Source organism: Mycobacterium appelbergii (assembly GCF_032883035.1).
In the GTDB taxonomy this organism is placed as follows: domain Bacteria; phylum Actinomycetota; class Actinomycetes; order Mycobacteriales; family Mycobacteriaceae; genus Mycobacterium; species Mycobacterium appelbergii.
Genome location: NZ_JAMQTH010000009.1, coordinates 76,708 through 102,161, shown reverse-complemented (window position 1 = coordinate 102,161; position 25,454 = coordinate 76,708). Strand labels below are relative to the sequence as shown.

Sequence of the window (25,454 nt, the reverse complement as noted above, 5' to 3'; positions counted from 1 at the left end):
GATCGGTTTGACAGAAGAGAGTTGACGCAGGTGAATCGGGCGATCGTCGGGGTCGATATCGGCAACTCCACCACGGAGGCCAGTCTCGCTACGATCGACGCGCAGGGGTCGGTCGAGTACATCGGTGCGGCATTGACACGTACAACGGGTATCAAGGGCACGGTCAAGAACGTCGACGGTGTCGTGAAGTCGGTCCGATGGGCACTGGAAGGTGCCGGAATCCCCTTGGCCGACCTCGATTTGATACTGCTCAACGAGGCGACCCCGGTGATCAGTGGGCTGGCGATGGAGACCATCACCGAGACCATCATCACCGAGTCGACCATGATCGGCCACGATCCGCGCACACCTGGCGGTCGGGGACTCGGAGTCGGCACCATTGTCGGCTTCGAGTCGCTGGCCGACACCGCACCGGGAGCGCCCGTGATCGTCCTGGTGGCCGCGGGCGTCGATTTCGACGTCACCGCTCATACGATCAACGCGGCGGTCGAGCGGGGTGTCGAGGTCACCGGGGCCATCCTGTGTAACGATGACGCCGTTCTGGTGGCCAACCGGTTGAACACCAAGATCCCGATCATCGACGAGGTGTCGCGGGTCGACCTGGTGCCGCGGGGGATGGTGGCTGCCGTGGAGGTGGCCGGCCCCGGCCAGTCCATCCGCACATTGTCGAATGCCTACGGCCTGGCAACGATTTTCGACCTGGATTCCGAGCAGACGAAGGTGGTCTCGCCGGTGGCCCGCGCGTTGACCGGTAACCGGTCGGCCGTCGTGGTACGCACCCCGTCGGGCGACGTCGAGGACCGTGCGATCCCGGCGGGCTCGCTGGAACTGACCGGCGTGCGCAAGACCGCGACGGTCGACGTGTCACGGGGCGCCGCCGACATCATGGCCGAGGTGGCCCGGGTCAGCCCGTTGGTCGACGTAGTCGGCGAAGCGGGGACCAACACCGGCGGCATGATCTCCACTGTCCGCCAGAGCATGGCAGACCTGTCCAACCACGCCCTCGCCGATGTGCGTATCCAGGATCTGCTGGCGATCGACACCCTTGTGCCGCAGGAGGTTCGGGGTGGCGTTGCGGGCGAGGTAGCCTTGGAGAACGCAGTCGCGCTCGCGGCGATGGTCCGCACCAAGGAAAGTGGAATGCAAGCCGTTGCCGATGCGGTCGCGGCTGAGTTGCGCGAAGCCGGAGCGGACCGGGTCGAGGTCGCCGTTGGCGGTGTCGAGGCGGAGATGGCGGTCCTCGGTGCGCTGACGACACCGGGAACCGACAAGCCGTTGGTGGTACTCGACCTCGGTGGCGGTTCCACTGACGCCGCGGTGATCGAGACCAACGGAAACATCGATGCCACACATCTGGCCGGCGCCGGTGATCTGGTGACCAAGTTGATCGATGCCGAACTGGGGCTGGGCAATCTCGAGCTGGCTGAAGAGATCAAACGCTGCCCACTGGGCAAGTCGGAGAGTTTCTTTCACATCCGTTTGGAGAACGGCACGGTGCAGTTCTTCGAGACGCCGTTGCCGTCAACCGCGTTCGCACGGGTCGTCACCCTGAGTGAGTCAGGGATGAACCCGATACCCACACGGCATTCGCTGGAGCGGATCCGGTTGGTGCGCCGAACGGCCAAGGAACGGGTGTTCGTGGTGAACGCGCTGCGGGCGCTTCGAGCGATCGCCCCGGCAGGTGACCTGCGACAGATCGGGTTTGTGGTGTTGCTCGGTGGTTGCGCACTCGACTTCGAGATACCCGAGTTGATCGCCGACGCCCTGGCCCCCTTCGGGATCGTCTGTGGCACCGGCAATGTCCGCGGCACTGAAGGACCGCGCAATGCAGTGGCCTCCGGCCTTGTGGCGGCATATGCTTCATCGCTCGGGGCCGGTCGGGCAGACGCCGAAAACGCCGTCGGCAGCCATGCTTGAGGGCGGACAGCCGGACAAGCCTGCCATTCTCGTGCTCAGTTGCCGGGGCGGCGCCGTCGAGAACGAGGTGCTGGCCGGAATCGAGGAAGAGGGCGTGCCGTGTGTAGTCGACCGGCCGCGTGGTGACGAGGACGCAGACACGCTCGGGCGACTGGCGGCTGTCCGTTCGTCGCTGAGCGTCGGGGTCGGAATCGACGGTCACGGGCGGGTGTCCGTCCACCATGAGAAGCTCGCCGAATCGCTTCCCGGACTGTCCTCGGCCCGCCCCGCGGACCTGAAGCTGGCCCGCATGCTCGGTCACAATGCCGCCCGCATCGTGGTGGGTATTCCACTGCGGACCGAGCAATTGGCATGAGCTACAACGCATACCGTAGTCGGGCTTGCGCTCAAGCCTGATAGCCGCTCCCGCGAATCCCGCCTGGGACTGGACAAGGCGGACGGGACGGGCGATACTTTTCCTCAAAGGTTGGCAAACCGACCTTTAGTCTGACAGTGGGACCGCGACGACGGTGTCTGGTCAGCTGTGGCTGTCGGTCGTGGAATGTCTCATGCAAAAGTATTGCGAATCAAGGAGTTTGACATGGCGGGCGTTGAAGAACACCTGGAGAGCGCGGATTATCTGCGCAAGCGTCAGCTCAAATCGGGCAGTGCCGGATGGTTGTTACTGGCCGGCCTCGGTGTCAGTTATGTGGTGTCCGGTGACTACTCAGGCTGGAATTTCGGCCTGGCGCAGGGCGGTTTCGGGGGACTGGCGATTGCCGCGGTGGTAATCGCGGGCATGTACCTTGCGCTCGTGCTGGGGATGGCCGAACTGTCTTCCGCGCTCCCCGCGGCGGGCGGCGGCTATACCTTCGCCCGCCGCGCACTCGGCCCGTGGGGCGGATTCGCCACCGGCACCGCGATCCTCATCGAGTACGCGATCGCACCCGCGGCCATCGCGACGTTCATCGGCGCGTACGTGGAGTCCCTCGGGCTGTTCGGCATCACCAACGGCTGGTGGATCTACCTTGCGGCATATGCACTGTTCATCGGGATCCACCTCTCCGGGGTGGGCGAAGCGCTGAAGGTGATGTTCGTGATCACTGCCATCGCGCTGGTGGGCCTGCTCGTGTTCGCCATCGCCGCCGTCGGCCATTTCGACGTGTCCAACCTGACCAACATCGCTGTTGACGAGGCGGCCGCCGGGGCCTCGGTCATCCTGCCGCACGGTTACCTCGGCATCTGGGCCGCGATCCCGTTCGCCATCTGGTTCTTCCTCGCCGTCGAAGGCGTACCGCTGGCCGCGGAGGAGACCGCCGAACCCGAGCGCAACGTCCCGCGCGGCATCATCGCCGCGATGGGCGTCCTGCTGGTCACCTGCGCCACGGTGCTGGTCCTCACCACCGGGGCAGGCGGTGCCGAGGCGATGTCGAATTCGGGGAATCCGTTGGTGGAGGCGCTCGGTGACGGTACCGCCGCCAAGCTGGTCAACTACATCGGCCTGGCGGGCCTGATCGCCAGCTTCTTCTCGATCATCTATGCGTACTCACGGCAGCTGTTCGCGCTGTCCCGCGCGGGCTACCTGCCGAAGGCGCTGTCGGTGACCAACTCTCGCAAGGCGCCGACACTGGCACTGATCATCCCGGGCATCATCGGGTTCCTGCTGTCACTGACCGGCCAGGGTGACCTGCTGCTGAACATGGCGGTATTCGGAGCCGCGCTCAGCTATGTGCTGATGATGGTCAGCCACATCGTCCTGCGCCGTCGTGAACCGGATATGCCGCGGCCCTACCGCACCCCGGGCGGCGCAGTGACCACCGGGTTCGCACTCGTCATCGCACTGCTGGCGGTGATCGCCACGTTCCTCGTCAATCCGGTCGCGGCCGGCTGGTGTCTGGCCGTGTTCGCCGCGTTCATGGTGTACTTCGCCGTCTACAGCAGGCACCGCCTGGTGGCCAACTCGCCCGACGAGGAGTTCGCGATGCTCGCGAACGCGGAGAGTGAACTGAAATGAAGTACCACCAACAGATTTCGGGGAGCACCTACAGTTTCGACGGCCTGGTCGAGGTGATGGCCAAGGCCACTCCGTTGCGCTCGGGCGATCAGCTCGCCGGGTGTGCGGCCGAGCATGACGGTGAACGTGCCGCGGCCGCCTGGGTGCTGGCCGACATGCCGCTGGAGCTGTTTCTCAACGAGGTGATCGTGCCGTACGAGACCGACGAGGTGACCCGGCTGATCATCGACAGCCATGACCGCCAAGCATTTTCGTCGATCTCGGAACTGACCGTCGGAGGGTTCCGGGACTGGCTGCTGGAGGCGGCCTCGCACGACGACAGCGCGCAGCGGATCGCCGCCGTCGCCCCGGGATTGACGCCGGAGATGGTGGCCGCGGTCAGCAAGATCATGCGCAACCAGGATCTGATCGCCGTCGCGGCGGCCACCGAGGTCACTGCGGCATTTCGCACCACGGTCGGTACCCGCGGCACCCTCGCCACCCGACTGCAGCCCAACCATCCGACCGACGATCCCCGTGGCATCGCCGCCGCCGTGCTCGACGGCCTGCTGCTGGGCTGCGGTGATGCGGTGATCGGTATCAACCCGGCGACCGATTCACCGCAGGCCACCGCGGACCTGCTGGCACTGCTCGACGCCATCCGCACCCGTTACGACATTCCGGCACAGTCCTGCGTGCTGTCACACATCACCACCACGATCGGGCTGATCGAGGCAGGCGCCCCCGTCGATCTGATGTTCCAGTCGATCGCGGGCACCGAAGGCGCCAACACCGCATTCGGCGTGAATCTCGCGCTGCTGCGGGAAGGTAACGACGCTGCCCGCTCACTCCACCGCGGCACCGTCGGGGACAACGTGATGTATCTGGAGACCGGCCAAGGGTCGGTACTGAGCTCAGGCACCCACCTCGGTACCGGCGGCAAGCCCGTCGATCAGCAGACCCTGGAGACCCGTGCCTACGCGGTGGCGCGGGACCTGCAGCCCCTGTTGGTCAACACCGTCGTCGGCTTCATCGGTCCGGAGTATCTGTACGACGGCAAGCAGATCATCCGCGCCGGGCTGGAGGACCACTTCTGCGGCAAGCTGCTCGGCCTGCCGATGGGAGTGGACGTCTGCTACACCAACCATGCCGAAGCCGATCAGAACGATATGGACACGCTGCTGACCCTGCTGGCGGCGGCCGGGGTGGCGTTCGTGATCACCGTGCCGGGCGCCGACGATGTGATGCTCGGCTACCAGAGCCTGTCGTTCCACGATGTCCTGACCACCCGTCGCACACTGGGGCTACGGCCGGCACCGGAATTCGAGGCGTGGCTGCGCACCGTCGGCATGGTCGACGACGCCGGCCGGCTGACCCCGTTCGATCTGGCGAGCTCGCCGCTGCGCTCGCTGACCTCGGCGCAGACGCCGTGACGACCGAGGGCCCGGCAATCCGGGAATTCTGGGACGAGCTGCGCAAGACCACGCAGGCCAGGATCGGGCTGGGCCGCGCAGGCAATGCGCTGCCCACCCGGCAGGTGCTGGAACTGGCGGGCGCGCATGCCGCCGCCCGCGACGCCGTGCATGTGCCGCTGGACGTGGACCAGCTGTCCGCCGAAGTCCGGCACGTCGGTATCGGGGAACCGATCATGGTGACCAGCCGGGTCACTTCCCGCGAGGAATACCTGCGCAGGCCCGACCTGGGCAGGCTGCCCGCCGACTCGATGCAGGTGCCCGCCTGCGAAGCCGACATCGGCTTCGTGCTGGCCGACGGGCTGTCGCCGACCGCACTGAACCACCACGGCGCGGCGCTGTTGAGCGCGCTGGTGGCGCAGCTGGCCGACCGCTATTCGCTCGCGCCGCCGGTCGTCGCCACGCAGGCCAGGGTCGGACTCGGCGATCACATCGGGGCACAGGCGCGGGTTCGGACGCTGCTGATGATCATCGGCGAGCGGCCCGGCCTCAGCGTCGCAGACAGTCTGGGCATCTACCTGACTCATCTACCGCGGCCCGGGCGCACCGACGCCGATCGGAACTGCATCTCCAACATCCACCCGCCCGACGGACTCGGGTATGCCGAGGCGGCCCGCGTGGCGACCGGCCTGGTCACCGGTGCCCGCGAGCTGGGGCGCTCCGGCGTCGACCTCAAAGACACTTCGCGAAGCACTGCGCTCGGTGCCACGGACGTCACCGAGCTCACCTGACAGCGCCGCAGGAGAAGTGTTGGGAACGTGGAAGTTTCACCAGCCGCCGACCCAGCCGCGGAATATCGCCTCGGGCTCCTCGTCGGGCCGTTCTGAACGTCCGACCAGGAAGTCGAAGTCACAACCCCGGTCGGCCTGCATGACGTGCTCGACGTACATGGCGGCGTAACCGCGGGTGTGGCGCTTCGTCGGCGCCACACCGAGTGCGGCCCGTCGCTCCGCAAGCTCGGAATCGGGCAGCAGAACATCGAGCGTGCCGGCATGGGCGTCCAGCGCGATGACGTCGCCGTCACGCACCAGGGCCAGCGGACCGCCGGCCGCCGATTCCGGGCTGACGTGGAGAACACAAGTCCCATAGGCGGTTCCGCTCATCCTGGCGTCGGAGATGCGGACCATGTCGGTGACGCCCTGCTTGAGCAGCTTGCTGGGGATGGGCAACTGGCCCCATTCGGGCATACCGGGGGCGCCACGCGGACCGGCGGATCGCAGGACGAGGACGGAATCCGCCGTCACGGCCAGGTCGGGATCGTCGAATCGGGCCATCAGATCGCCCATGTTCTCGAAAACCACTGCGGGCCCCTGATGGACCAACAGTCCGGGGCTGGCTGCACTGCATTTGATCACCGCCCCGTCGGGGGCGAGGTTGCCGCGCACCACCGAAAGGCCCTGGGCGGGTTGGAAAGGTGCGCTCAGCGGGGCGATCACGGTGGTATCGGCGGCCGGCGTGGAGGGGAGGGTGGTCGGGAGGTTGTCGGCGACGGTCTTGCCGGTGACGGTCAGTGCGTCGGTATGCAGCAGTGTTTCGATGGCCTTCATGACGGCCGGGATGCCACCGGCGTGGAAGACCTGCTCGACGAGGTGCTCGCCGGCGGGTCGCACGTTCACCACCAGCGGCGTGCGGGAGGAGAGTTCATGGAAGCGGTTGAGGGTCAGCGGCACTCCCACACGGCCGGCGATTGCCAGGAGGTGCACGATCGCGTTGGTCGATCCACCGACCGCCAGCATCAGCGTGATGGCATTGTCGAACGCCGCCCGCGTCATCACCTGGGACGGCCGAAGGCGCTCGGTGGCCAGCCCGACGGCCCGCGCTCCGCATTCCTCGGCCACCTGGAGGCGCCGAGAGTCCATCGCCGGAACCGCCGCAGCCCCGGGCAGGGTCATGCCGAGCCCCTCGACGAGGGTGGCCATCGTGGAGGCGGTACCCATTTCCGGACAGTGTCCCCGTGACGGCCCGGCCGCAGCCTCCAGCCGTTCATAGTCGGCCATCGACATCCGGCCGGCGCGGACATCGTCGATGTACTCCCAGAGATCCGTTCCCACCCCGAGCTGCTTGCCTTCGAAGACCGCGGGAGCGGCCGGTCCGCCGGTCAGCACGATGGCGGGGACGTCAGCGCTGGCCGCCCCCATGAGCTGTGCCGGAACTGTCTTGTCGCATCCGCCCAGCAGCACGACTGAGTCGAAAGGGTATGCCCGGATGGACTCCTCGACGTCCATCGCCATGAGGTTGCGGAACAGCATGGTGGTCGGTTTCATCAGCTGCTCGCCGAGCGAGATGGTCGGAAATTCCAGCGGGAATCCGCCCGCCGCCAGTACGCCCCGGCGCACCGAGTCGGCCAAGCCGCGAAAGTGCATGTTGCAGTTGACGACTTCCGACCATGAGTTGCAGATCCCGACGATCGGCCGTCCCTCGAAGGCCATGCGGGAGAACCCCGAGGCCCGCATGGCCGACCGGTGAACGAATCCGGGAACGTCGCGCCCCGCGAACCATTTGGCGCTGCGCAGGCCAACCGGCGGCGTCGTCATCGCACTCGGGCCGCGTAGGTGGTGATCTTGCGTAGCGCGGGCTGCCGCGCAGCCTGATAGCCCACCCAGCGTCCGGATCTGGTGGACATCAGGGCGCCGACCAGACGTTGCTGCCACGGCGGCCGGGCATCGGCTGCCGCAGTACCCGCGGTCCTCCCCGTCGGCGGACCGCCCGCCGCGTCGGCGAGAGCGGCTTTGGCGGCGTTGTGCCCGTTGGCCCCCATCACCCCGCCGCCGGGGTGGGTGCCGGAGCCGCAGAGGTAGTAATTGCCCACCGGTGTCCGGTAATTGGCCAACTCCGGGATCGGGCGGGCTCCGAACAGCTGGTCGAGCATCATGCTGCCGTGAAAGATGTTGCCATCGGTGATCAGATACTCATTGGCCAGATCGTCCGGTGTGATGATCACCCGGTCCAAGATGTGCTCGCGCAGGTTGGGGGCGTAGCCGAACAGCTCCTCCAACACCAGATCAGCCCACTTCTCCTTCTCCGCCGCCCAGGTCGTCCCGGTGAGTTCGGAGGGGAGTTGCTGGATTCCCAGCGTCATCGTGTGCAAACCCTCAGGCGCCAAGGTGTTGTCGGTGACCGACTGGGTGACGGCCTCGATGACGAAGGTGCTCGGGAACCCACCGCGACGCTGTGCTTCGAAGGCTTCCTCGAAGGCCTCCCGGCTGGGCCCCAGTAGCTGGTGTCCGTGGTGTTGCGGACCGGCGGTGGCGTCCCGGAACGGAAGATACTGCGGTAGTTCGTCGATCAGCAGGTGAATCCTGGCCATCGAACCCCGGGTATCGATGTTCTCGACATCCTGGACGAGCCTGGGCGGCAACACCCCGGGTTCGATCAGCCGCAGCAGCGAGCGCTTGGGGTCGGCGTTGGAGAATACCTGGTGGGCGGTGATGACCGCGCCGTCCTCGAGGCGCACCCCGGTGGCCACGCCACGCTCGATGACCACCTTGTCGACGGGTGCGGAGGTGCGGATCGTCGCGCCGTAGTGGCGCGCTCCCGCCGCAAGGGCGTCGCTTATCGCGCCCATCCCCCCGCGGGCCAGGCCGAACTGCCCGAAATTGCCATTGAATTCGCCCCAGGAGTGGTGGCCGTAGGTGTAGGCCGTTCCGGGTGAGGAGGGGCCACCGAAAATCGACACCATCCCGAAGAAGGTGAGCATGCTCTTGAGTCGTTCGTCCTCGAAGTACCGGTCGAGCAGGTCGCGGACCGAGAGCAACGTGAACTCGCCGAAGAGGGTCTGCTCGCCGGCCGCCTCGAAGGCGGCGAGAACTTCCGAGCGCTCCGGTGGAGCGGTGAGCAGATAGGGGGTGACCAGCCCGGCGAACCGCTGCAGTCGCATACCGAAATCGAGGAAGGACTGGGCGTCGCGCTTGTTGAGCTTCTCGATCTCACGCAGGGTGCGGTCGGTCTCCTTCCACATCGTGAAGGAGGTGCCGTCCCGAAAGAGGCTGAAAGACAAGGCGTCACCCTGATACAACTCCAGGCCGAACCTCTTCAGCTCCAGTTCTTCGATGATCTCCGGTCGTAGAAGCCCCGCGATGAACGCACACGATGACCACTTCGAGCCGGGTATCAGTTCCTCGGTCACGCAGGCGCCCCCGACGACGGGGCGGGCCTCGAGCACGAGTACTCTCTTCCCGGCGCGGGCCAGGTAGTTCGCCGTGACGAGGCCGTTGTGGCCGCCGCCGATCACGATGGCGTCGTAGTCCGTCGTGGCGTGGTAGTTCGGGGGAGCGGACATGTCAGTTCTCCTGGGGAAGTGGTGAATTACGGGTCAGCAGGGTGGATACGCTGCCTGGCTCCACGAGTTCGTCGAAGCGTTCCACCACAGCTCTCAGCTCCGGTGCCCCGTCGCGCACGCGTTCCCACTCAGGCCATGACGTCACCGTCATGACCTCGATGACGTCGACGCCGGCGGAGGTGGGTGGATCGACCAGGAAGACTTCGAAGTTCAACACGACATCCAGTGCCAGACAGGTCGGTCGATCGAGCTCTGCCGAGAAACTCTCGAACTCCCCGATACTGACGCCCGGTCGCAGACGGAACATGTTCACCGCGCTCACAGCCATGTCAGGCGCTTTCCCGGTTGATCATCACATGCTTGATCTCGGTGTATTCCTCGAGCGCATACACCGACATGTCCTTGCCGTTGCCGGACTGTTTGAAGCCACCGTGAGGCATCTCGGGAGTGACGGGCAGATGGTCGTTTATCCATACCGTGCCGAACTGAAGGTCAGCGGCCGCCGTCATCGCGCGCGAAATGTCGTTGGTGAACACCGAAGCCGCGAGCCCGTATTCGGTATCGTTCGCCCACGCGATGACATCGTCGTTGTCGCCGAATCGCGTCACCGATGTGACCGGTCCGAACACCTCGGTCCTCACGATCTCGTCGCCCTGTAGTGCCCCGACCACAACCGTGGGGGCGGTGTAGAAGCCGGTGCCGGGGTTGTCTCCCTGGATGATCTCGGTGTGACCCGTTGCCTTCGCGCGGGCCACGAAACCCTCGACCCGATCCCGGTGGGCGGCTGTGATGACCGGGCCCATCGAGGTGTTCTCGTCGGCGATGTCGCCGAGATTGAGTTCCTTGACCGCCTTTTCGAGGCCGGACACCAGGTCATCGTGCACGGCATCGTGGACGTACAGCCGGGAAGCCGCCATGCAGTCCTGTCCGGAGTTGCAGAACGCACCCTCCATGATCTTGTCGACGGTGAGAGCCACGTCGGCGTCGGAGTACACGAGGACGGGCGCCTTTCCGCCGAGCTCGAGGTGCAGCCTCTTGAGGTTGGAATCGGCCGAGGCCCGCATGAGGGCGCGCCCGGTCTCCACTGAACCGGTCAGCGACGACATCCGGACGTCCGGATGAGCGACGAGCCGGGCGCCGACGTCCTCGCCGTCGCCGGTGACCACGTTGAGGACGCCGGCCGGGAAGATGCCCTCAGCAAGCTCGGCGAGTCGTAGGACCGAGAAGGGGGTGTGCTCAGAGGGCTTGAGTACGAGCGTGTTTCCGGTCAGCAAGGCGGGGGAGATCTTCCAGATCGCCATCAGCAGCGGGTAGTTCCACGGTGCCACCGAGCCGACGACACCCAACGGGTCGCGGCGGATGATGCTGGTCTTACCGCGGACGAACTCGCCTGCCGAGCGCCCCTCCATGGTGCGTGCGCCGCCGGCGAAGAACCGGAGATGGTCGGCGATCATCTCCATCTCCTCGAGCGCCAGACCGATCGGCTTGCCGACGTTCTGCGATTCGATCTCGGCGAGGGTGCGCTGGTCGGCCTCGACCAGATCGGCGAGCTTGAGGAAGGCTCGGGCCCGTTCGCCGGCGGGCGTCCTCGCCCAATCCGGGAACGCCGCGTGGGCGGCGGCCACGGCGCGATCGACGTCGGCGACGGTGCCGTGGGCGATCTCGGCGAGTGCCTCCCCGGTCACGGGGGCGGCCACCTGGTCGACTGCACCGTCGGACGCGTCGGTCCAGCCGCCGTCGATGAACATCTGTCGGTGAAAGGTCATGATGTGACTCCTGTTTCGATAAATGGGTGTGCTGTTCAGGTGATGACGTCGCCGGCTTTCGCCGCCGTCCTCAGCAGGGCGCGGACGGCGTCCTTCGAGATCGGCTGCTGGGCGATGGACATGTGCACCATCAGGCCCTCGACGACCACGTCGAGCAGTCGGGCGGTCGCACGGTCGAAGTGGTGGGCGAGAGCGTCTTCGGCCCGCTCCATCCACTGCTGGGTCAGCCGCTTGTTGTCGCCTCGCCGCACGGCGTCTCCGTAGAGTTCGTAGGTCACGGCGAGCTCGTCCGGATGGGATGCGAGGTCATCGGTGATCGCCAGCACGATGCACTCGATGAGATCCGGCCCCTGCCGGCACGACGCCAATCGCTCCTCGAAGCGGCCGGCCAACTTGTCCACGTGCCTCTGGAAGGCAAGCTTCACGATGTCGTCGAGCGTCGCGAAGTGATAGGTGATCGAACCGAGTGGGACGTCGGCGGCCTCACCGATGGCGCGGTGGGTGATGCCCGCGACGCCGTCGCGGGCGAGAACCGCCAGGGCCGCCTCCACGATGCGCTCCTTCCTGTTCGGATCGTGACGACGTGCGCGCCGCGGTGGCGTGGCCATGGCTCACCTTCCGTTAGGAACATTTGTACGTATCGATGCGTGCAAAAGTACCTGGCGAACTTGCCGGCGTACACGTTTTGTCGCGTTTTTTGTCGGTTACTGCAGCGATTCGAGTGCCGGCTCGGCCAGTGCCCGCTCGTTGAGCGCCTGGCCGACCAGTGCGTACTTTGCGGGTGCGAAGAAGCGCAGGTACACGCCATAAGCCAGGCCCGCCAGCAGCGCGATGAAGACCAGCGAGAGCATCAGCACGGCAGTCATACCGTGCACCCCCAACAGGACGTCCAGGCTGTTCAGCGTCAGGACGAAGAAGGCGGTCAGGCCGATGATCGCGAGGATCGGTGCGACCACGGTGTTCCACCGCCGCTTGTCGACGTCCGATTTGCGGAAGAACACGAAGATCGCCACACCCGCGACGAGTTGCGAGAAGATCACACCGATCGTGCCGATACCCGTCGCCCAGGTGAACAACGTCGCGAAGGGATCCTGGCCGAGCAGCCCGAACAGCGCGATCACGATCCCGACCGTCGCGCTCTGCACGATCGAGGCCACCCAGGGCGTCTGGCGTCGCGGCAGTGTCCAGCCCAGAGGCTTCCACACCAAACCCTGCCTGCCGAGGGAGAACAGGTATCGCGAGACGTTGTTGTGGAAGGTGACGATGGCCGCGAATGTCGCTGTGACGATCAGCATTTCGAAGACGAGCGAGATGTTGTGACCGATGATGCTGTCACTCGCGACGAAGATGAAGTTGCCACCGGTCTCGGTGGCGATCGCGACCACCTTGTCGAGGCCCAGCGCGTTCATGATGAGCCAGCCCGACACCGCATACAGCACACCCATGAACACGATGGAGAGGTACGTCGCGCGCGGAATGGTGCGCGCCGGGTCACGTGCCTCCTCGCCGTAGATCGCCGACCCCTCGAAACCGATGAACGACGCGTGCGCGAACATCAGCGCGACGCCAAGGGCACCCCCGAATACGGCGCTGGGCGCAAACGGCGCGAGTGAGAACTCGGAGACCGGAACGGCATCGCCGAACAAACTGAAGGCACTCAGGATGGTGATCATCGTGACCTCCAGCGTCATGAACACGCCGAGCACTTTCGCACCCGAGTGCACGCCCTGGACGCCGAGCCCCAAACAGAGCACCAATGCGGCGAATGCATATGCCCACCAAGGGATATCCACTCCCAGCCGGGGGTTGACCAGCCCGGCTGCGTAGTATCCGAACCCGCCGTAGAGGCCGGCCTGGATGGCGTTGTAGGCGAACATCGCCAGGAACGCCGACCCGAGACCGGTGATTCGACCGAGTCCGAGGGTGACGTAGGCATAGAAGGCACCGGCATTGGTGACGTGCCGGCTCATCGCGACATAGCCGACCGCGAAAATCATCAGCACCACCGCGGCGATCACGAACGCGCCCGGCATGCCGACTCCATTGCCCGAGCCGATGATGATCGGGAACAGCGCCACCACAACCGTCAGGGGCGATGCCGCGGCGATGATGTAGAAGAAGATGCTGGGCACACCCAGGCTGTTCTCCTTGAGCCCGTGGTGACGTCGCCGCTCGGGCGGCGACGTGCGGCCTGGCGGTTCGGACGGCGTTGATACCAGTCGTTGTGGTGGCGGCGATTGAGTGACGTTCTCCATGGTCGTTCATCTCTCGTGAAATGGGCAGCTGACGATCGGGTCAAGCCCTTCGCCCTGTGCTCGTCTGACAGTGGCGGAGAACTCGGGCTGAGAAAAGGTCCTCACCTCCTCATATCGAGTGCGAGATCGGCGAGCAGATCTTCTTGACCGCCGACCATCGCCCGGCGACCGGCTTCGACGAGCAGATCGCGGGTCGGCACGCCGACCTCGGCGGCGACGCGCTCGGCGTGCAGGAGAAAACTGGAGTACACGCCGGCATAGCCGAGAGTGAGGGTCTCGCGGTCCACCCGGACGGGTCGCTGCTGCAACGGGCGGACGATGTCGTCCGCGGCATCCATGAGCGCGAACAGGTCGCAACCGTGGTGCCACCCGTTGAGTTCGGCGACGGCGATGAAGACCTCCAACGGACAGTTGCCTGCCCCGGCACCAAGGCCGGTCAGCGATGCGTCGACCCGGTGGGCACCTTCCTCCACCGCTGTGAGCGAATTCGCGACACCCAGGGCCAGGTTGTGGTGCGCGTGCACACCGACGGAGGTGGACGGCGCCAGGACGGTCCGGTAGGCGCGCACGCGATCCCGCATGTCGGTCATGGTCAGCCGTCCGCCCGAATCGGTGACGTAGACGCAACCGGCGCCCGCCTCCTCCATCACCTTGGCCTGCGCTGCAAGTTGTTCAGGGCTGCAGAGGTGGGACATCATCAGGAATCCAGCCACATCAAGGCCCAACGTGCGGGCGGTATCGATGTGTTGGCGGGCGATATCGGCCTCGGTGCAGGGGGTCGCGATCCGCACCGAGGTGACGCCGACATCGACGGCCGCACGCAGATCATCCAGCGTGCCGATACCCGGGATCAGAAGAGTTGTCAGGCGCGCGTTCTGGATCACCTCGGCGGCAGCGGAGATCCATTCCACGTCGCTGTGGGCACCGGCCCCGTAGGTCAACCCGCCGCCGGCAAGACCGTCGCCGTGAGCCACCTCGATCGCTGACACTCCGGCCAGGTCGAGCGCCCGTGCGATGCGTCGAATGTCGGACAGTGCAAACATGTGCCCGACCGAATGCATGCCGTCGCGCAGCGTCACGTCCTGGACGTAGACCTCGGTGGTCATCCGGACACCTCCGAAGCCGCGGCAGTCAGCACTATCTGTTCGGCAGCCTGGACCGCCGCGGCGGTCATGATGTCGAGATTCCCGGCGAAGGCGGGCAGATAGTCGGCCGCCCCCTCCACCTCGAGGAATACCGTCACCTGGGCCAGCTCCTCGTCGCGGTCCGCGGCCTCCACCAATCGCCTGCGTGGATCCCGTTGCGGGACAGGGGAGACCAGTACCTCTTGGCGGAGCCGGTATCCCGGAACATAGCGCGACACGGTCGTCACCATCTCGGTGACCGCTGATGCGAGCGCCGACTCGTCGACTGCCGACACCAGCGCGGCAACCGTGTCACGCATGATCATCGGCGGCTCGGCGGGATTGAGCACGATGATCGCCTTGCCGCGGCCTGCGCCGCCCACTGTCTCGATGGCCCGCGCAGTGGTGCGGGTGAATTCGTCGATGTTGGCGCGGGTGCCCGGGCCTGCTGAGCGCGACGATATCGACGCCACGATTTCGGCGTAGTGCACGCGTGTCACTCGCGACAGCGCCCCGACGATCGGGATGGTCGCCTGGCCACCACAGGTCACCATGTTGAGGTTCTGGTGGCTGGCAAGGTCGGCCATGTTGACCGCCGGGACGACGAATGGCCCGATCGCCGCCGGTGTCAGGTCGATGACCCGCCGTCCGGTCGGCCGAAGCTTCGTGTAGTTGGCCAGGTGGGCTGCCGCGCTGGTCGCATCGAAGATCACGTCGATGTCGTCGAAGGCTCTCAGCTGTAGGAGTCCGTCGACGCCGCCTGCTGTCACCGCCACGTCCTGCTCGGCAGCCCGGGCGAGACCGTCGCTACTCGGGTCGATACCGACCATCGCCGCAACGTCGAGAACCCGCGACCGCCTCAGCTTGTGCAGCAGGTCGGTGCCGATGTTGCCCGGGCCGATGATCGCGGCCAGGTGGCGCTGTGTCACTGTGCTTTTCACCCATCCTCGCGTTGGCATGTCATTCGCGGCAACGACGGTGCTCAGCTGGTGAGAGCGTGGGCGGTGGTGCGTGGCCGCGGTGACACCAGAACGCCGGGGGCGCTGCTTCGGGCCAGTTCGTTGAGGATCGCCGCGTGGCGCACCTTGTGCCGAATGAGTTCTTCGTGGAATTCGGGCCGGACCCAGCCGTTGTACATCACGGCTTCGGACTCGCCCGGCTCGACTTTGAAGTAGACCGGGCCCGCGACGCGGGCGATGTCGCCGGCCTCCCACAACCGGTTCATCCCGCCGAAGGATTCGAAGGTCTCGGCCCAGACGTCGAGCGGAAGGTCGACGGAACGCCGAATCGCGGCGAGCATCGGACGGCTCAGGTCACCGACGGGATTGACACTGTCGGCACCGAGATCCTGCAGCAGCTTGATCGACGCGGGGTTGGCGTGGCCGGCGTACACCGAGATTTTGAACTTGGCGTCAGCAGGGATCTGGCCGGCATCACGTGCCTTGTTCAGGATGTCCAGCACTCCCTCGTCCCACACGAGGACGCCGCGGATGCCGGTGGAGAACACCCGGAGGTAGTCATCGAGCAGGTAGCGGATGTTGTCCAGTCCCCGTACCCGCCTGCCACCCGCCTGGCCTTCGGTGCTCAGCGCTTGCCGGCCGAGGTCCCAGCCGGTGCGGGGGCCGGGAACCGCAATGAGCTCGATGTCGTTCTCTGCCGCCAGCGCGGCGACATCGGCAAGCTCACCGGTGTTGAGCAGCGTCGTACCGCCGCCGAAGGCAACGATGCGGTGGATGAAGACCCCTTGTTTATCGGACTCGTCGAGGAGCGCCTCGAGCGTCGAAAGGCGTTCTACTCCAGAGATTTCCAGGCGATACTTGCCGCCGTCGTCGAACGCCTTGGGCGACGGCGCGAGGCTGTAGTCATCGGCAGGCAAGAGACCTTGTGAAGCCAGGATGCCTGCCCCGTCGACTTTCGGGGAACGGCTGGCGGCTGCGGTGGACATCGGGTCTCCTTCGATGTGTGGGTTAAATTTCACTGAGTGATAGATGATTGCGCTGAATGAAAATCTAGAAGACCGGCGGGACCGTGTCAACAGGAAGCGGCCTGCCACTTGCGGCGTTCCTGGAGCCGTCACTGAGTGCTGGTAACCTTCACTAGGTGAAAACTGAGGCACGATCCGAAAAGGGCTCGAACCTGATCGGCGTCGAGCGCACAGCGCGAATCCTCACGGCAGTCGCGGAGGCGGATTCGGGTAATTTGACCGAAATCGGTAGGCGCACAGGACTTAACGAGGCGACGGCGCTGCGATATCTGAACAGCCTGGCCTCGCTCGGATACGTTGAGCGGTTCAACAGCGCCCAGTACCGACTCGGCTGGGAGATGTTCCGTCTGGGGCAGCGAGCCTTCTCCGGTCAGGTTCCGTCCGAAGCGATACGGCCGACGATGGAAAGCCTGGTGCGTGAGTTCAATGAGACGGTCAACTTCGCCGTAAACAAGGACCGCAAGGTGCTGATCCTCGAGGTCGTGGAGGGCCGTCGCGCGGTCAAGAAGGTCAGCGACGTCGGCCAGTCCGATCCCTGGCATGCGTCGGCATTGGGCAAGGCGCTCCTGGCGAGCATGCCCGACAGCGTGTGGCGCGACATCGTGGCGTCATCGGGGCTGCCCGAGCTGACGCCCCACACCATCACGTCGATGAAGAAGATGGCTGCGGAGATCAAGGACATCCGTGCCCAGGGCTTCGCCGTCGACCGCGAGGAAGCGGCAGAGGAGTTGACCTGTGTGGCCGCGGCCGTGCCCTCCACCGGTGGAGAACCGTCTCGTTATGCGCTGAGCATCAGTTTTCTCACTCACCGCCTGACGCCTGAGAACCTCGAACATGCTGGTGCTCAGGTGACCGCTGGTGCCGCTGAGATCGCGCGCAAGCTCTCCTGACGGGCACCGGGCGTCCGACGTGAGCTTGTGTGCGAGATTTCCCGAGAATCCCGCACACAAGCCAACATTGGTCAGTAGGGGGCGCCGGCGGCACGCAGCGCATCGCGGGTGCGGGCGATGATGGTGCCTTGCCGGTACCTGAGCAGGTCGGCGCCGACGCGCACGATGCGCCAGCCGAGGTCCTGGTACTCGGCGTTCTGATCGATATCGCGCGTGCGTTGCCTCGAATCCGTCCAATGCTGGACACCGTCGTACTGGACACCGACCTTCCATTCCCGCCAGCCCATATCGAGACGCCCCACGTGTTGCGCGTGGTCGAACACGTCGATCTGGGTGTGCGACGGCCGCATATCCGCTGAGGTGAGCAATAACCGGAGCCGGGTTTCCTGCGGTGACTCCGCTCCATCGTCGGCCAGCTCCAGTACATGTCGCAGCTGGGCAAGTCCCCGAACGCCACGGTGACGATCAATGAGATGCGCTACGTCGGGAATCTTGAGGCCGGTGGCCTGGATGAGCGCATCCACCCGAATGACAGCCATGGTCTGTCCCTGGCGACGACCGAGGTCGAACGCCGTGCGCTGTGGTGTCGTTGCCTGGATGCCCCGAATCAGGCAGGTCTCATCCTCGGCGAGCCTGTCACTGTGGATGAGAATTCCCGACGGTTGAGAGCGACTGGGCTGATTGAGCTCGGCTGGATGCTTGGCGTCGATCCACAATGAGCCGTGGAGGGCCGCGGCGGACAGTCCGGCCACGGTTGCATTCCGACCTGACCACAGCCACGCCGCCACCGCCTTGTCCAGCGGCGTGAGGTTCCTGCCACGCGGGACGTAGACGTTACGGAACACCGTGTCGTAGCGGGTGCGCAGTTGATAGCGGTTGAGCCTGCCGGCGGCCAACGCTTCAGTCCCCAGGAATGGCATGTGAATAGGACGTTGTGAGGTGGCCCAACGGTTCCCCTAGCGCCCACTGTTGGCTTATGTGCGAGAGTTCGCGAGAATTTCGCACACAAGCCCACGTTCGGCGCCAGCTGGGGCGTTTTGACCTGCGTGGACAGTCACCGGTAAGCTGCCCCGTTGGTGTGCGCTGCCCTTTTGGGGGCATACGGGTCCCGGGTCAACGTCGGTCGCCGGGAAACCTCAAATCGCAAACGCCTGACCGGCACCTAACCCGAGATAAGAAGGTAAGCACTGTGCCTACGTACACGCCGAAGGCGGGTGACACCACGCGTTCGTGGTACGTCATCGACGCCACCGACGTGGTGCTCGGCCGGCTCGCCGTCGAAGCAGCCAAGCTGCTCCGTGGCAAGCACAAGCCGACATTCACGCCCAATGTCGATGGCGGCGATTTCGTCATCGTCATCAATGCCGAGAAGATCGCCCTCAGTGGCGACAAGCTCACCAAGAAGTTCGCTTACCGCCACTCGGGTTATCCCGGCGGTCTGCGCAAGCGTACGATCGGCGACCTGCTGATCAAGCACCCGACCCGGGTCGTGGAGAACGCGATCGTCGGCATGCTCCCGCACACCAAGCTCAGCAGGCAGGTGCAGAAGAAGCTCAAGGTCTACGCAGGCCCCGAGCATCCGCACGCTGCCCAGCAGCCGATTCCGTTCGAGATCAAGCAGGTGGCCCAGTGACCGAAGTGACTGAAACCGAAGTCGTGACCGAAGCCGTCAGCGAGCCCGCCGAGCACCGCGAGCCCGTGATCATCGACCGTCCCATCCAGACCGTCGGCCGCCGCAAGGAGGCCGTGGTGCGGGTGCGCCTGGTTCCCGGCACCGGCAAGTTCCACCTGGACGGCCGCACCCTGGAGGCGTACTTCCCGAACAAGGTCCACCAACAGCTGATCAAGGCTCCGCTGGTGACCGTCGATCGGCTGGAGAGCTTCGACATCTACGCCCACCTCGATGGTGGCGGCCCGTCCGGTCAGGCCGGCGCGCTGCGTCTGGCAATCGCCCGGGCCCTGATCCTGGTGCAGCCCGAGGATCGACCGGCGCTCAAGAAGGCCGGCTTCCTCACGCGTGACCCGCGTGCCATCGAGCGCAAGAAGTACGGCCTCAAGAAGGCCCGTAAGGCGCCGCAGTACAGCAAGCGCTGATCTGTTCAGCTTTACCGCCGCCGAGCGTGCAATATGCACGCTCGGCGGTTTTTTTCTGTCGCAATTCAGCGGCGCTCCCAGCAATGTTTCCGGCGGGTCACGGATTGCACGTCATCACCGGTCATCGGAAACGGGAGCATTATTGGTTAACGCGTTCTGCGAAGGGCCGACCACTCAATCAGGGCGAATTATTAAATTTTGGTTTGACTTTCGCGAGAAGTGTGAAAACCCTGGAGGTGAAGCGGGGGCGTCGACGCACGTTCGGACAGGCCGAATCTGTCGCCGGTACGGGTCAGTCAGCTCGTTGGGGGCCGGCCCGCTTCCTGACTGAGAGGAGTACTGCATGATCTGGACGAAGTACGACACCTTCAAGCGGGTAACCGTGGGTGCGGCTCTGGGAGGGGCGCTCTTTTTCTCCGCAGGTGTGGGTCTTGCCGGCGCGGAAGCGCAGGACGGCCAAGTTGACGTCGCGGTCGGTTCCGCGGGTGTGCTGGAAGACGTGTCGGTCGCCTCGGCCGCTCAGTTGGCTTCCAAGGTGTGCGACGGCGATGTCAACCAGGTGACGTCGGCGGCCCAAACCGTCGATGCCAACGGCACCGAGCAGAATGTCTGCAGCAACAACATCGGGGCCGTGAGCTTCCGGCAGAACGACGGCACCGCCGCCGAAGGTGACGAAAACGTGCCGCAGGGCTTCGCCGAGGGCACCGGTCCGGGCGAGACCGCTACCACCACGACCACAACTCCATCACCGACCGAGGGCGCCGACGCCCCGGCGGGCTGACCGATCAGACCAGCGTCACCGCCCACATCCAGCCGGATGTGGGCGGTGATTCTTTTTGCGGTATCTCGTTTCGGTACCAATTTGGCCGCGAGCGGACCGCTGACCTCGTCGGTTGTGTTTCAAGCCGCTGATTATGAGAAGTTTAAGGGCATGGGTCGACTGTTCGGCACCGATGGCGTGCGCGGCGTCGCCAATCGGGAACTCACCGCCGAACTGGCGCTTGCACTCGGTTCGGCGGCGGCACGACGCCTCGGCAATTCCGGCGGTCATGCGCGCCGGGTGGCTGTGGTCGGCCGTGATCCGCGGGCCAGTGGCGAGATGCTGGAAGCAGCGGTGATTGCCGGGCTCGCCAGCGAGGGTGTCGACGCGCTGCGGGTCGGTGTCCTGCCCACCCCGGCGGTGGCGTATCTGACCAGTGCCTACGACGCGGATTTCGGCGTGATGATCTCCGCTTCGCACAATCCGATGCCCGATAACGGCATCAAGATCTTCGGCCCCGGTGGCCACAAACTCGATGACGCCACCGAAGACCGCATCGAGGAGCTCGTGAGTGCGGGCCCGGGGCTGCGGCCCACGGGCGCAGGCATCGGCCGCGTGCTCGACGCGGAGGATGCGCTCGACCGCTACCTACGGCATGCGGGCAAGGCCGTCACCACCCGACTCGACGGGCTGACCGTGGTTGTCGACTGCGCTCACGGCGCGGCCTCCGCGGCAGCGCCGCGGGCCTACCGGGCCGCGGGTGCCAACGTCATCGCCATCAACGCCGAGCCCACCGGTCTCAACATCAACGACGGTTGCGGGTCCACCCACCTGGACGTATTGCAGGCCGCGGTTCTCGGGCACGGCGCCGATCTCGGCCTGGCGCACGACGGTGACGCCGACCGTTGCCTGGCGGTCGACGCAGCGGGCCAGGTGATCGACGGCGACGCCATCATGGTGGTGCTGGCACTGGCCATGCAGGAAGCCGACGAATTGGCGTCGAACACCCTGGTCGCCACGGTGATGAGCAATCTGGGCCTGCACCTGGCCATGCGCGCGGCCGGCATCGAGGTCCGCACCACCGGCGTGGGCGACCGCTACGTACTCGAGGAACTGCGGGCCGGTGAATTCTCGCTGGGCGGCGAGCAATCCGGCCACATCGTGATGCCGGGACTGGGGCCCACCGGTGACGGCATCGTCACCGGACTGCGGCTGATGTCGCGGATGGCTCAGACCCAGTCTTCACTGGAGGCGCTCGCCGCACCGATGCAGACGCTGCCGCAGGTGCTGATCAACGTCAAGGTCGCCGACAAGGCGACCGTTGCCCAGGCGCCGTCGGTTCAGTCCGCCGTGGCGCGCGCCGAGGCTGAGCTCGGTGACACCGGACGGATCCTGTTGCGACCGTCGGGCACCGAGCAGGTGGTGCGGGTGATGGTCGAGGCCGCCGATGAGGACACCGCCCGGCAGTTGGCGGTACGCATTGCCGAATCGGTCAGCGGTCAAATCTGACGGAACCCGATGGGGTCCTGCTGCGTCTAACTCGGCATGGGAGAAGTTCACGCAGCCCGTGTCGACATCGTGGCGCTACTCGATGTCGCGCGTCGCTACGACACGGTCGCCGATATCGTCGACGCCGCCATCCGCACCCGGCTGAACCGGCCGGTGTTCGGTAGTGCGAGCGCGGGCCAGGCGCATGCCGTCCACGGAGATGCCGTGCGGGCGGCCCTCGACGAGCTCACCGACCCGTTGCGGCAATGGGTGCGGGCGGCCAATGAGATCGCAGCCGAGCTGCGGTCCTCGGCAGGGCGCTACGCTGACGCTGACGCCCTGGCGGCGAGCCGGGTGCGGTGATCATCGCCGTGACCGACAACACCGATACGGCAACGCGTTTGGCGCAGGGTAAACCGGCCGTCGACACGATCGCCGAGTACGTACTGGCGTGTGGGGTGCTCGGCTACCACCATCAGGATCTGACGCGGCACCCCGGCCAGGTGCACGCCTGGTACGACGCCGAGGACGGTTTGGATCTGCGGGCGCTCGACGCCCAACGTGCGGTGCTGGGCTCGGCCGCAGCCTCGGCCGAACAGGCTCTGCAGGTGCACGACAGCCAGCTGCACAGCCTGCCCGGGGTCTGGCAGGGCAGCGGTGCGCAAGCTTCTCATGAATTCCTGTTGCGCCACAGTAGATCGGCGTCGCAGGCCGCCGCGGCGCTACACGCGGCCGTCGGAACTTTGGCCGAGTTGCACGACAATCTGTGGCGGGCGGTGGATGCCAAGGTCGCGGCCGCCGTGGAGATCGAGGGCCGACGGGCCGGGCAGCGCGGTGAATGGCTGACCGCGGCGCGGACCGTCACCACCGGTCTGGGGGACCGGGCGGCAGCCAGTGAGCTGATCGACCAGCAGGTGAAGCCGTTTGTCGCCAACGACATCGGCGGGGATTGGCTGACTGCGATGCGGACGACGACGGCAGAGGTATCGGATGCCTACGATGCCGCGATCGCCGCCCTCCGTGGCGTGCCGGTGCCGGTGTTCGACATTCCCGGCGATCTGGGACCGGTGTGGACGCCCGGCCCGGGCGCCACGCCGGCGAGCCCCGAGGGCCGGAACAGCGCGGTGACCACTCCCGCCGCCTGGTCGCCGCCGAGCCCACTGCCCGCGCCGGCTGCGCCACCGACGGTGCCGTCGTGGCCACCGACGGTGCCGTCGTGGCCGGCGCCGGTGAGCCCGGCCGGTTATCCGGCGCCGTCGGTCGAGCCGCTCATGCCCGCTGCCGCGCCGGTGGGCGCCGCACCCGAGGTGGCGGCGCCGCCTGCCGATTTCGGCCAGGGCTCCGCATTGGGTGGGGGATCACCGGGAGTCGGCTCCGGCGTCACCGGGTTCGGTCAGCAACTCGCGGACCTGTTCGGCGGGCTGATCGGTTCTGCCGCAGACGGATTGCCCGAGGCGGACGCCCTGACCGAAATCGACGATCCGCTCGCCGATGAGGCAGCCGATGAGATTCTCGACGACGGCGATGATGACCCGGATGAGTCCGAAACGGCTGAGGAGTCTGACGAGGCCGAGCTGGATGAGCCTGAGCTTGATGAGGATGAGCCGGTCGACGCGGACAGTGCTGCGGAACCGGAAGAACAGCAGCCGATATCACCGGAACCGCCAGATCCCGAACCGGCCCAGCCGCCACCTGCCCCGATGGCCGGGCAGATGGCCGAGCCATTGGCCGCACCGCCGGGTGGGACACCGTGCGACATCGCGGCGGACGAACTGCCGCAGGTCGGCGGTTAGATCGTGTCGTCGCGGCAGGCCAGTGCCGCCGCGACGAACTGGTCACGGGCCGGGTTCTCGGTGGCCGCGTCCCAGATCAACGTCACCTGGACGGAGCCGATGTCCTCGATCGGGACGACCCGCACATCGGGTCGTCGGTAGTAGCCGGCTGTCGACCGTGGCAACACGACGAATCCCTCACGCGCGGCCACATTTTCAAGCTTGTCCTCGACACTGCGAACGGTGCTGTGCGGTGGTTTCCAGCGTTGTTCCGGGGCGACAAGTGCCTGCCATCCCGGCAGCATCGCGGGATCATGCAGCAGTACGCGGGATGCCAGGTCGGACAACCGAACCGACGAGCGTTCGGCCAGCGGGTCGTCAGCGGGGAGAACCGCGTCCATCGGCTCCTCCAACAACGCCACGGTGCCCAGCCCACGATGATCGATCGGCTCGCGGGCGTACACGACGTCGATTTCGCCGGTGCGCACCACATCGACCTGCTCGTTCCAACTGACCTGACGCACCACTGCACGCCGGCCCGGGCCGGTGCCCTCGAACGCCGTCGCCGCCGCCGTTGCCCGCAGCCCCGGCATCACTCCGACGGTGACGGTGACCTGTGGAGTGGCTCGGGTGAGGCGCTGCCGCAACGCTTTCACATCATCGATCAGCACCTTGGCGTCCTGCAGCAACTGGACCCCGGCAGCCGTCAACTGGGTGCCGCGGGATCCCCGCAGGAACAACTGCACGCCGAGTTCGCCTTCGAACGACCTGATCTGGCGGGACAGCACCGGCTGGGCGATGTGCAGGCGCCGTGCGGCCCGTCCGAAGTGGAGCTCTTCGGCGACCGCCACGAAATAACGCAGCTTGCGCAGGTCGAGATCGTCAGGGGCCATACCTCAAGGGTATCGCCGGACGACGAAAAGAGTCTTGGACACCGGCGCACCGTCGCACGCACGGTGGAGTCATGAACTTGAAGAACGCACGGGTCCTGGTCATCGGCGGCACCTCCGGCATCGGCTTGGGTGTCGCATCCGCGGTCGCGGAGCGCGGCGGCGTTCCGATTGTGGTTTCCCGCAAGCAGTCCAGCGTGGACCGCGCACTGGCGGCTCTGCCCGAGGGGGCGCGCGGTAGCACTGTTGACCTGTCCGACCCGGCCGACTTGGCACATCTGGTCGATGAGATCGGTGAGCTCGACCACCTGGTGTTCACCGCGGGCGAGGCGCTGGAGCTCGTCGGGGTCGCCGATCTCACTCCCGAGGTGATCACGGAGTTCCTGGGCACCCGCTTCATCGGTCAGTTGAATGCTGTTCGTGTCTTCGCACCGCACCTCAGCAATGGCGGTTCCATCACGCTCACCAGCGGGGTCGCCGCGGAGCGCCCCGGGCTGGGCGTGTTGCCCGCCAGTGTGTGCGGGGCAGTCAACGCCATGACCAGGGCATTGGCGGTCGAGCTTGCGCCGTTGCGCGTCAACGCAATCGCGCCGGGACCGATACAGACGCCGCTGTGGTCCGGGCTGGCCGAGCCCGACCGGCAGGCAATCTACGAGCGGTTCGCCCAATCCCTGCCTGCGGGCCGGATCGGAGAGGCCACCGACACCGCGTTGGCCTACGTGTACTGCATGGAGCAGGAGTTCGGCACGGGTGTCGTGCTCACGGTCGACGGGGGGAGCACGCTGGTCTGA

24 protein-coding genes are annotated in these 25,454 nt (G+C 66.1%); 13 read left to right on the top strand and 11 right to left on the bottom strand.

All coding sequences use genetic code 11. The features are described from left to right. Positions 1-30 precede the first annotated feature (30 nt). From M1247_RS21250 to eutC, 5 genes are all read left to right on the top strand, one after another. Positions 31-1,917 (top strand): diol dehydratase reactivase subunit alpha, encoded by a 1,887-nt coding sequence (locus M1247_RS21250; RefSeq protein WP_317158586.1) that lies wholly within the window; start codon positions 31-33, stop codon positions 1,915-1,917. Further along, positions 1,910-2,272 (top strand): glycerol dehydratase reactivase beta/small subunit family protein, encoded by a 363-nt coding sequence (locus M1247_RS21245; protein ID WP_317158369.1) that lies wholly within the window; start codon positions 1,910-1,912, stop codon positions 2,270-2,272. Before M1247_RS21250 ends, M1247_RS21245 begins: the two co-directional genes overlap by 8 nt. A 225-nt stretch (positions 2,273-2,497) precedes the next feature. Continuing rightward, positions 2,498-3,910 carry an ethanolamine permease gene (gene eat / locus M1247_RS21240; RefSeq protein ID WP_317158368.1) on the top strand — a complete coding sequence of 471 codons (1,413 nt, stop codon included), beginning with the start codon at positions 2,498-2,500 and terminating at the stop codon, positions 3,908-3,910. Next, on the top strand, positions 3,907-5,322 hold the full coding sequence (locus M1247_RS21235; protein ID WP_317158367.1) for an ethanolamine ammonia-lyase subunit EutB: 1,416 nt from the start codon (positions 3,907-3,909) through the stop codon (positions 5,320-5,322). The genes eat and M1247_RS21235 overlap by 4 nt, the downstream gene beginning before the upstream one ends. Then, positions 5,319-6,092 (top strand): ethanolamine ammonia-lyase subunit EutC, encoded by a 774-nt coding sequence (gene eutC / locus M1247_RS21230; protein ID WP_317158366.1) that lies wholly within the window; start codon positions 5,319-5,321, stop codon positions 6,090-6,092. The genes M1247_RS21235 and eutC overlap by 4 nt, the downstream gene beginning before the upstream one ends. 36 nt (positions 6,093-6,128) lie before the next feature. On the opposite strand, the gene M1247_RS21225 is transcribed toward eutC, so the two are convergent. The 9 genes from M1247_RS21225 to M1247_RS21185 all read right to left on the bottom strand — a co-directional run bounded on the left by M1247_RS21225 (position 6,129) and on the right by M1247_RS21185 (position 16,730). Further along, positions 6,129-7,895 carry a dihydroxy-acid dehydratase gene (locus M1247_RS21225; RefSeq protein WP_317158365.1) on the bottom strand — a complete coding sequence of 589 codons (1,767 nt, stop codon included), beginning with the start codon at positions 7,893-7,895 and terminating at the stop codon, positions 6,129-6,131. After that, positions 7,892-9,640: a phytoene desaturase family protein gene (locus tag M1247_RS21220; protein ID WP_317158364.1), complete on the bottom strand. Its 1,749-nt coding sequence runs from the start codon at positions 9,638-9,640 to the stop codon at positions 7,892-7,894. Before M1247_RS21220 ends, M1247_RS21225 begins: the two co-directional genes overlap by 4 nt. A gap of 1 nt (position 9,641) precedes the next feature. Continuing rightward, the gene (locus M1247_RS21215; RefSeq protein WP_317158363.1) at positions 9,642-9,968 is read right to left on the bottom strand and encodes a RedY/HapK family protein; all 327 of its coding nucleotides are present in this window, start codon (positions 9,966-9,968) and stop codon (positions 9,642-9,644) included. Between the two features lies 1 nt (position 9,969). Continuing rightward, positions 9,970-11,406: an aminobutyraldehyde dehydrogenase gene (locus M1247_RS21210; protein ID WP_317158362.1), complete on the bottom strand. Its 1,437-nt coding sequence runs from the start codon at positions 11,404-11,406 to the stop codon at positions 9,970-9,972. Between the two features lie 35 nt (positions 11,407-11,441). Further along, positions 11,442-12,014 carry a TetR/AcrR family transcriptional regulator gene (locus tag M1247_RS21205; protein ID WP_317158361.1) on the bottom strand — a complete coding sequence of 191 codons (573 nt, stop codon included), beginning with the start codon at positions 12,012-12,014 and terminating at the stop codon, positions 11,442-11,444. A 96-nt stretch (positions 12,015-12,110) separates the two neighbouring features. After that, positions 12,111-13,661 carry an APC family permease gene (locus M1247_RS21200; RefSeq protein WP_317158360.1) on the bottom strand — a complete coding sequence of 517 codons (1,551 nt, stop codon included), beginning with the start codon at positions 13,659-13,661 and terminating at the stop codon, positions 12,111-12,113. A gap of 101 nt (positions 13,662-13,762) precedes the next feature. Continuing rightward, on the bottom strand, positions 13,763-14,767 hold the full coding sequence (gene dmpG, locus M1247_RS21195) for a 4-hydroxy-2-oxovalerate aldolase (RefSeq protein ID WP_317158359.1): 1,005 nt from the start codon (positions 14,765-14,767) through the stop codon (positions 13,763-13,765). After that, positions 14,764-15,726: an acetaldehyde dehydrogenase (acetylating) gene (locus tag M1247_RS21190; RefSeq protein WP_317158358.1), complete on the bottom strand. Its 963-nt coding sequence runs from the start codon at positions 15,724-15,726 to the stop codon at positions 14,764-14,766. The genes dmpG and M1247_RS21190 overlap by 4 nt, the downstream gene beginning before the upstream one ends. A 41-nt stretch (positions 15,727-15,767) precedes the next feature. Further along, entirely contained in the window at positions 15,768-16,730 is a 963-nt protein-coding gene (locus tag M1247_RS21185) for a hypothetical protein (RefSeq protein WP_317158357.1), read from the bottom strand. Positions 16,731-16,885: 155 nt separating this feature from the next. On the opposite strand from M1247_RS21185, the gene M1247_RS21180 reads away from it, so the two are divergent. After that, positions 16,886-17,659, top strand: coding sequence for an IclR family transcriptional regulator (locus tag M1247_RS21180; RefSeq protein ID WP_317158356.1), 774 nt, complete (start codon positions 16,886-16,888; stop codon positions 17,657-17,659). A 71-nt stretch (positions 17,660-17,730) separates the two neighbouring features. On the opposite strand, the gene M1247_RS21175 is transcribed toward M1247_RS21180, so the two are convergent. Next, positions 17,731-18,579, bottom strand: a complete 849-nt coding sequence (locus tag M1247_RS21175; protein ID WP_317158355.1) for a putative endonuclease domain-containing protein — start codon at positions 18,577-18,579, stop codon at positions 17,731-17,733. Between the two features lie 269 nt (positions 18,580-18,848). Here M1247_RS21175 and rplM point away from each other — a divergent pair, with 269 nt between their 5' ends. The 6 genes from rplM (at position 18,849) to M1247_RS21145 (ending at position 23,794) form a co-directional block, all read left to right on the top strand. Then, on the top strand, positions 18,849-19,292 hold the full coding sequence (gene rplM, locus M1247_RS21170; protein ID WP_317158354.1) for a 50S ribosomal protein L13: 444 nt from the start codon (positions 18,849-18,851) through the stop codon (positions 19,290-19,292). Then, the gene (gene rpsI / locus M1247_RS21165; protein WP_458695244.1) at positions 19,289-19,753 is read left to right on the top strand and encodes a 30S ribosomal protein S9; all 465 of its coding nucleotides are present in this window, start codon (positions 19,289-19,291) and stop codon (positions 19,751-19,753) included. Before rplM ends, rpsI begins: the two co-directional genes overlap by 4 nt. Before the next feature lie 343 nt (positions 19,754-20,096). Next, positions 20,097-20,534 (top strand): hypothetical protein, encoded by a 438-nt coding sequence (locus M1247_RS21160; protein WP_317158353.1) that lies wholly within the window; start codon positions 20,097-20,099, stop codon positions 20,532-20,534. A gap of 150 nt (positions 20,535-20,684) precedes the next feature. After that, positions 20,685-22,022, top strand: coding sequence for a phosphoglucosamine mutase (gene glmM / locus M1247_RS21155; RefSeq protein ID WP_317158352.1), 1,338 nt, complete (start codon positions 20,685-20,687; stop codon positions 22,020-22,022). 36 nt (positions 22,023-22,058) lie between these two features. Next, positions 22,059-22,364, top strand: a complete 306-nt coding sequence (locus tag M1247_RS21150; RefSeq protein ID WP_317158351.1) for a type VII secretion target — start codon at positions 22,059-22,061, stop codon at positions 22,362-22,364. A gap of 8 nt (positions 22,365-22,372) precedes the next feature. Beyond that, positions 22,373-23,794: a hypothetical protein gene (locus tag M1247_RS21145; RefSeq protein WP_317158350.1), complete on the top strand. Its 1,422-nt coding sequence runs from the start codon at positions 22,373-22,375 to the stop codon at positions 23,792-23,794. Here the strand turns inward: M1247_RS21145 and M1247_RS21140 are convergent. Then, on the bottom strand, positions 23,791-24,666 hold the full coding sequence (locus M1247_RS21140; RefSeq protein WP_317158349.1) for a LysR family transcriptional regulator: 876 nt from the start codon (positions 24,664-24,666) through the stop codon (positions 23,791-23,793). The two genes, M1247_RS21145 and M1247_RS21140, sit on opposite strands and share 4 nt — an antisense overlap. A gap of 71 nt (positions 24,667-24,737) precedes the next feature. Here M1247_RS21140 and M1247_RS21135 point away from each other — a divergent pair, with 71 nt between their 5' ends. Next, positions 24,738-25,454: an SDR family oxidoreductase gene (locus tag M1247_RS21135; RefSeq protein WP_317158348.1), complete on the top strand. Its 717-nt coding sequence runs from the start codon at positions 24,738-24,740 to the stop codon at positions 25,452-25,454.

Coding starts and splice junctions, on each gene's coding strand:
- M1247_RS21245 (WP_317158369.1), top strand. CDS start 1,910: ATGCTTGAGGGCGGACAGCCGGACAAGCCTGCCATTCTCGTGCTCAGT.
- eat (WP_317158368.1), top strand. CDS start 2,498: ATGGCGGGCGTTGAAGAACACCTGGAGAGCGCGGATTATCTGCGCAAG.
- M1247_RS21235 (WP_317158367.1), top strand. CDS start 3,907: ATGAAGTACCACCAACAGATTTCGGGGAGCACCTACAGTTTCGACGGC.
- M1247_RS21225 (WP_317158365.1), bottom strand. CDS start 7,895: ATGACGACGCCGCCGGTTGGCCTGCGCAGCGCCAAATGGTTCGCGGGG.
- M1247_RS21220 (WP_317158364.1), bottom strand. CDS start 9,640: ATGTCCGCTCCCCCGAACTACCACGCCACGACGGACTACGACGCCATC.
- M1247_RS21215 (WP_317158363.1), bottom strand. CDS start 9,968: ATGGCTGTGAGCGCGGTGAACATGTTCCGTCTGCGACCGGGCGTCAGT.
- M1247_RS21210 (WP_317158362.1), bottom strand. CDS start 11,406: ATGACCTTTCACCGACAGATGTTCATCGACGGCGGCTGGACCGACGCG.
- M1247_RS21205 (WP_317158361.1), bottom strand. CDS start 12,014: ATGGCCACGCCACCGCGGCGCGCACGTCGTCACGATCCGAACAGGAAG.
- M1247_RS21200 (WP_317158360.1), bottom strand. CDS start 13,661: ATGGAGAACGTCACTCAATCGCCGCCACCACAACGACTGGTATCAACG.
- dmpG (WP_317158359.1), bottom strand. CDS start 14,767: ATGACCACCGAGGTCTACGTCCAGGACGTGACGCTGCGCGACGGCATG.
- M1247_RS21185 (WP_317158357.1), bottom strand. CDS start 16,730: ATGTCCACCGCAGCCGCCAGCCGTTCCCCGAAAGTCGACGGGGCAGGC.
- M1247_RS21175 (WP_317158355.1), bottom strand. CDS start 18,579: ATGCCATTCCTGGGGACTGAAGCGTTGGCCGCCGGCAGGCTCAACCGC.
- M1247_RS21160 (WP_317158353.1), top strand. CDS start 20,097: ATGATCTGGACGAAGTACGACACCTTCAAGCGGGTAACCGTGGGTGCG.
- glmM (WP_317158352.1), top strand. CDS start 20,685: ATGGGTCGACTGTTCGGCACCGATGGCGTGCGCGGCGTCGCCAATCGG.
- M1247_RS21150 (WP_317158351.1), top strand. CDS start 22,059: ATGGGAGAAGTTCACGCAGCCCGTGTCGACATCGTGGCGCTACTCGAT.
- M1247_RS21140 (WP_317158349.1), bottom strand. CDS start 24,666: ATGGCCCCTGACGATCTCGACCTGCGCAAGCTGCGTTATTTCGTGGCG.
- M1247_RS21135 (WP_317158348.1), top strand. CDS start 24,738: ATGAACTTGAAGAACGCACGGGTCCTGGTCATCGGCGGCACCTCCGGC.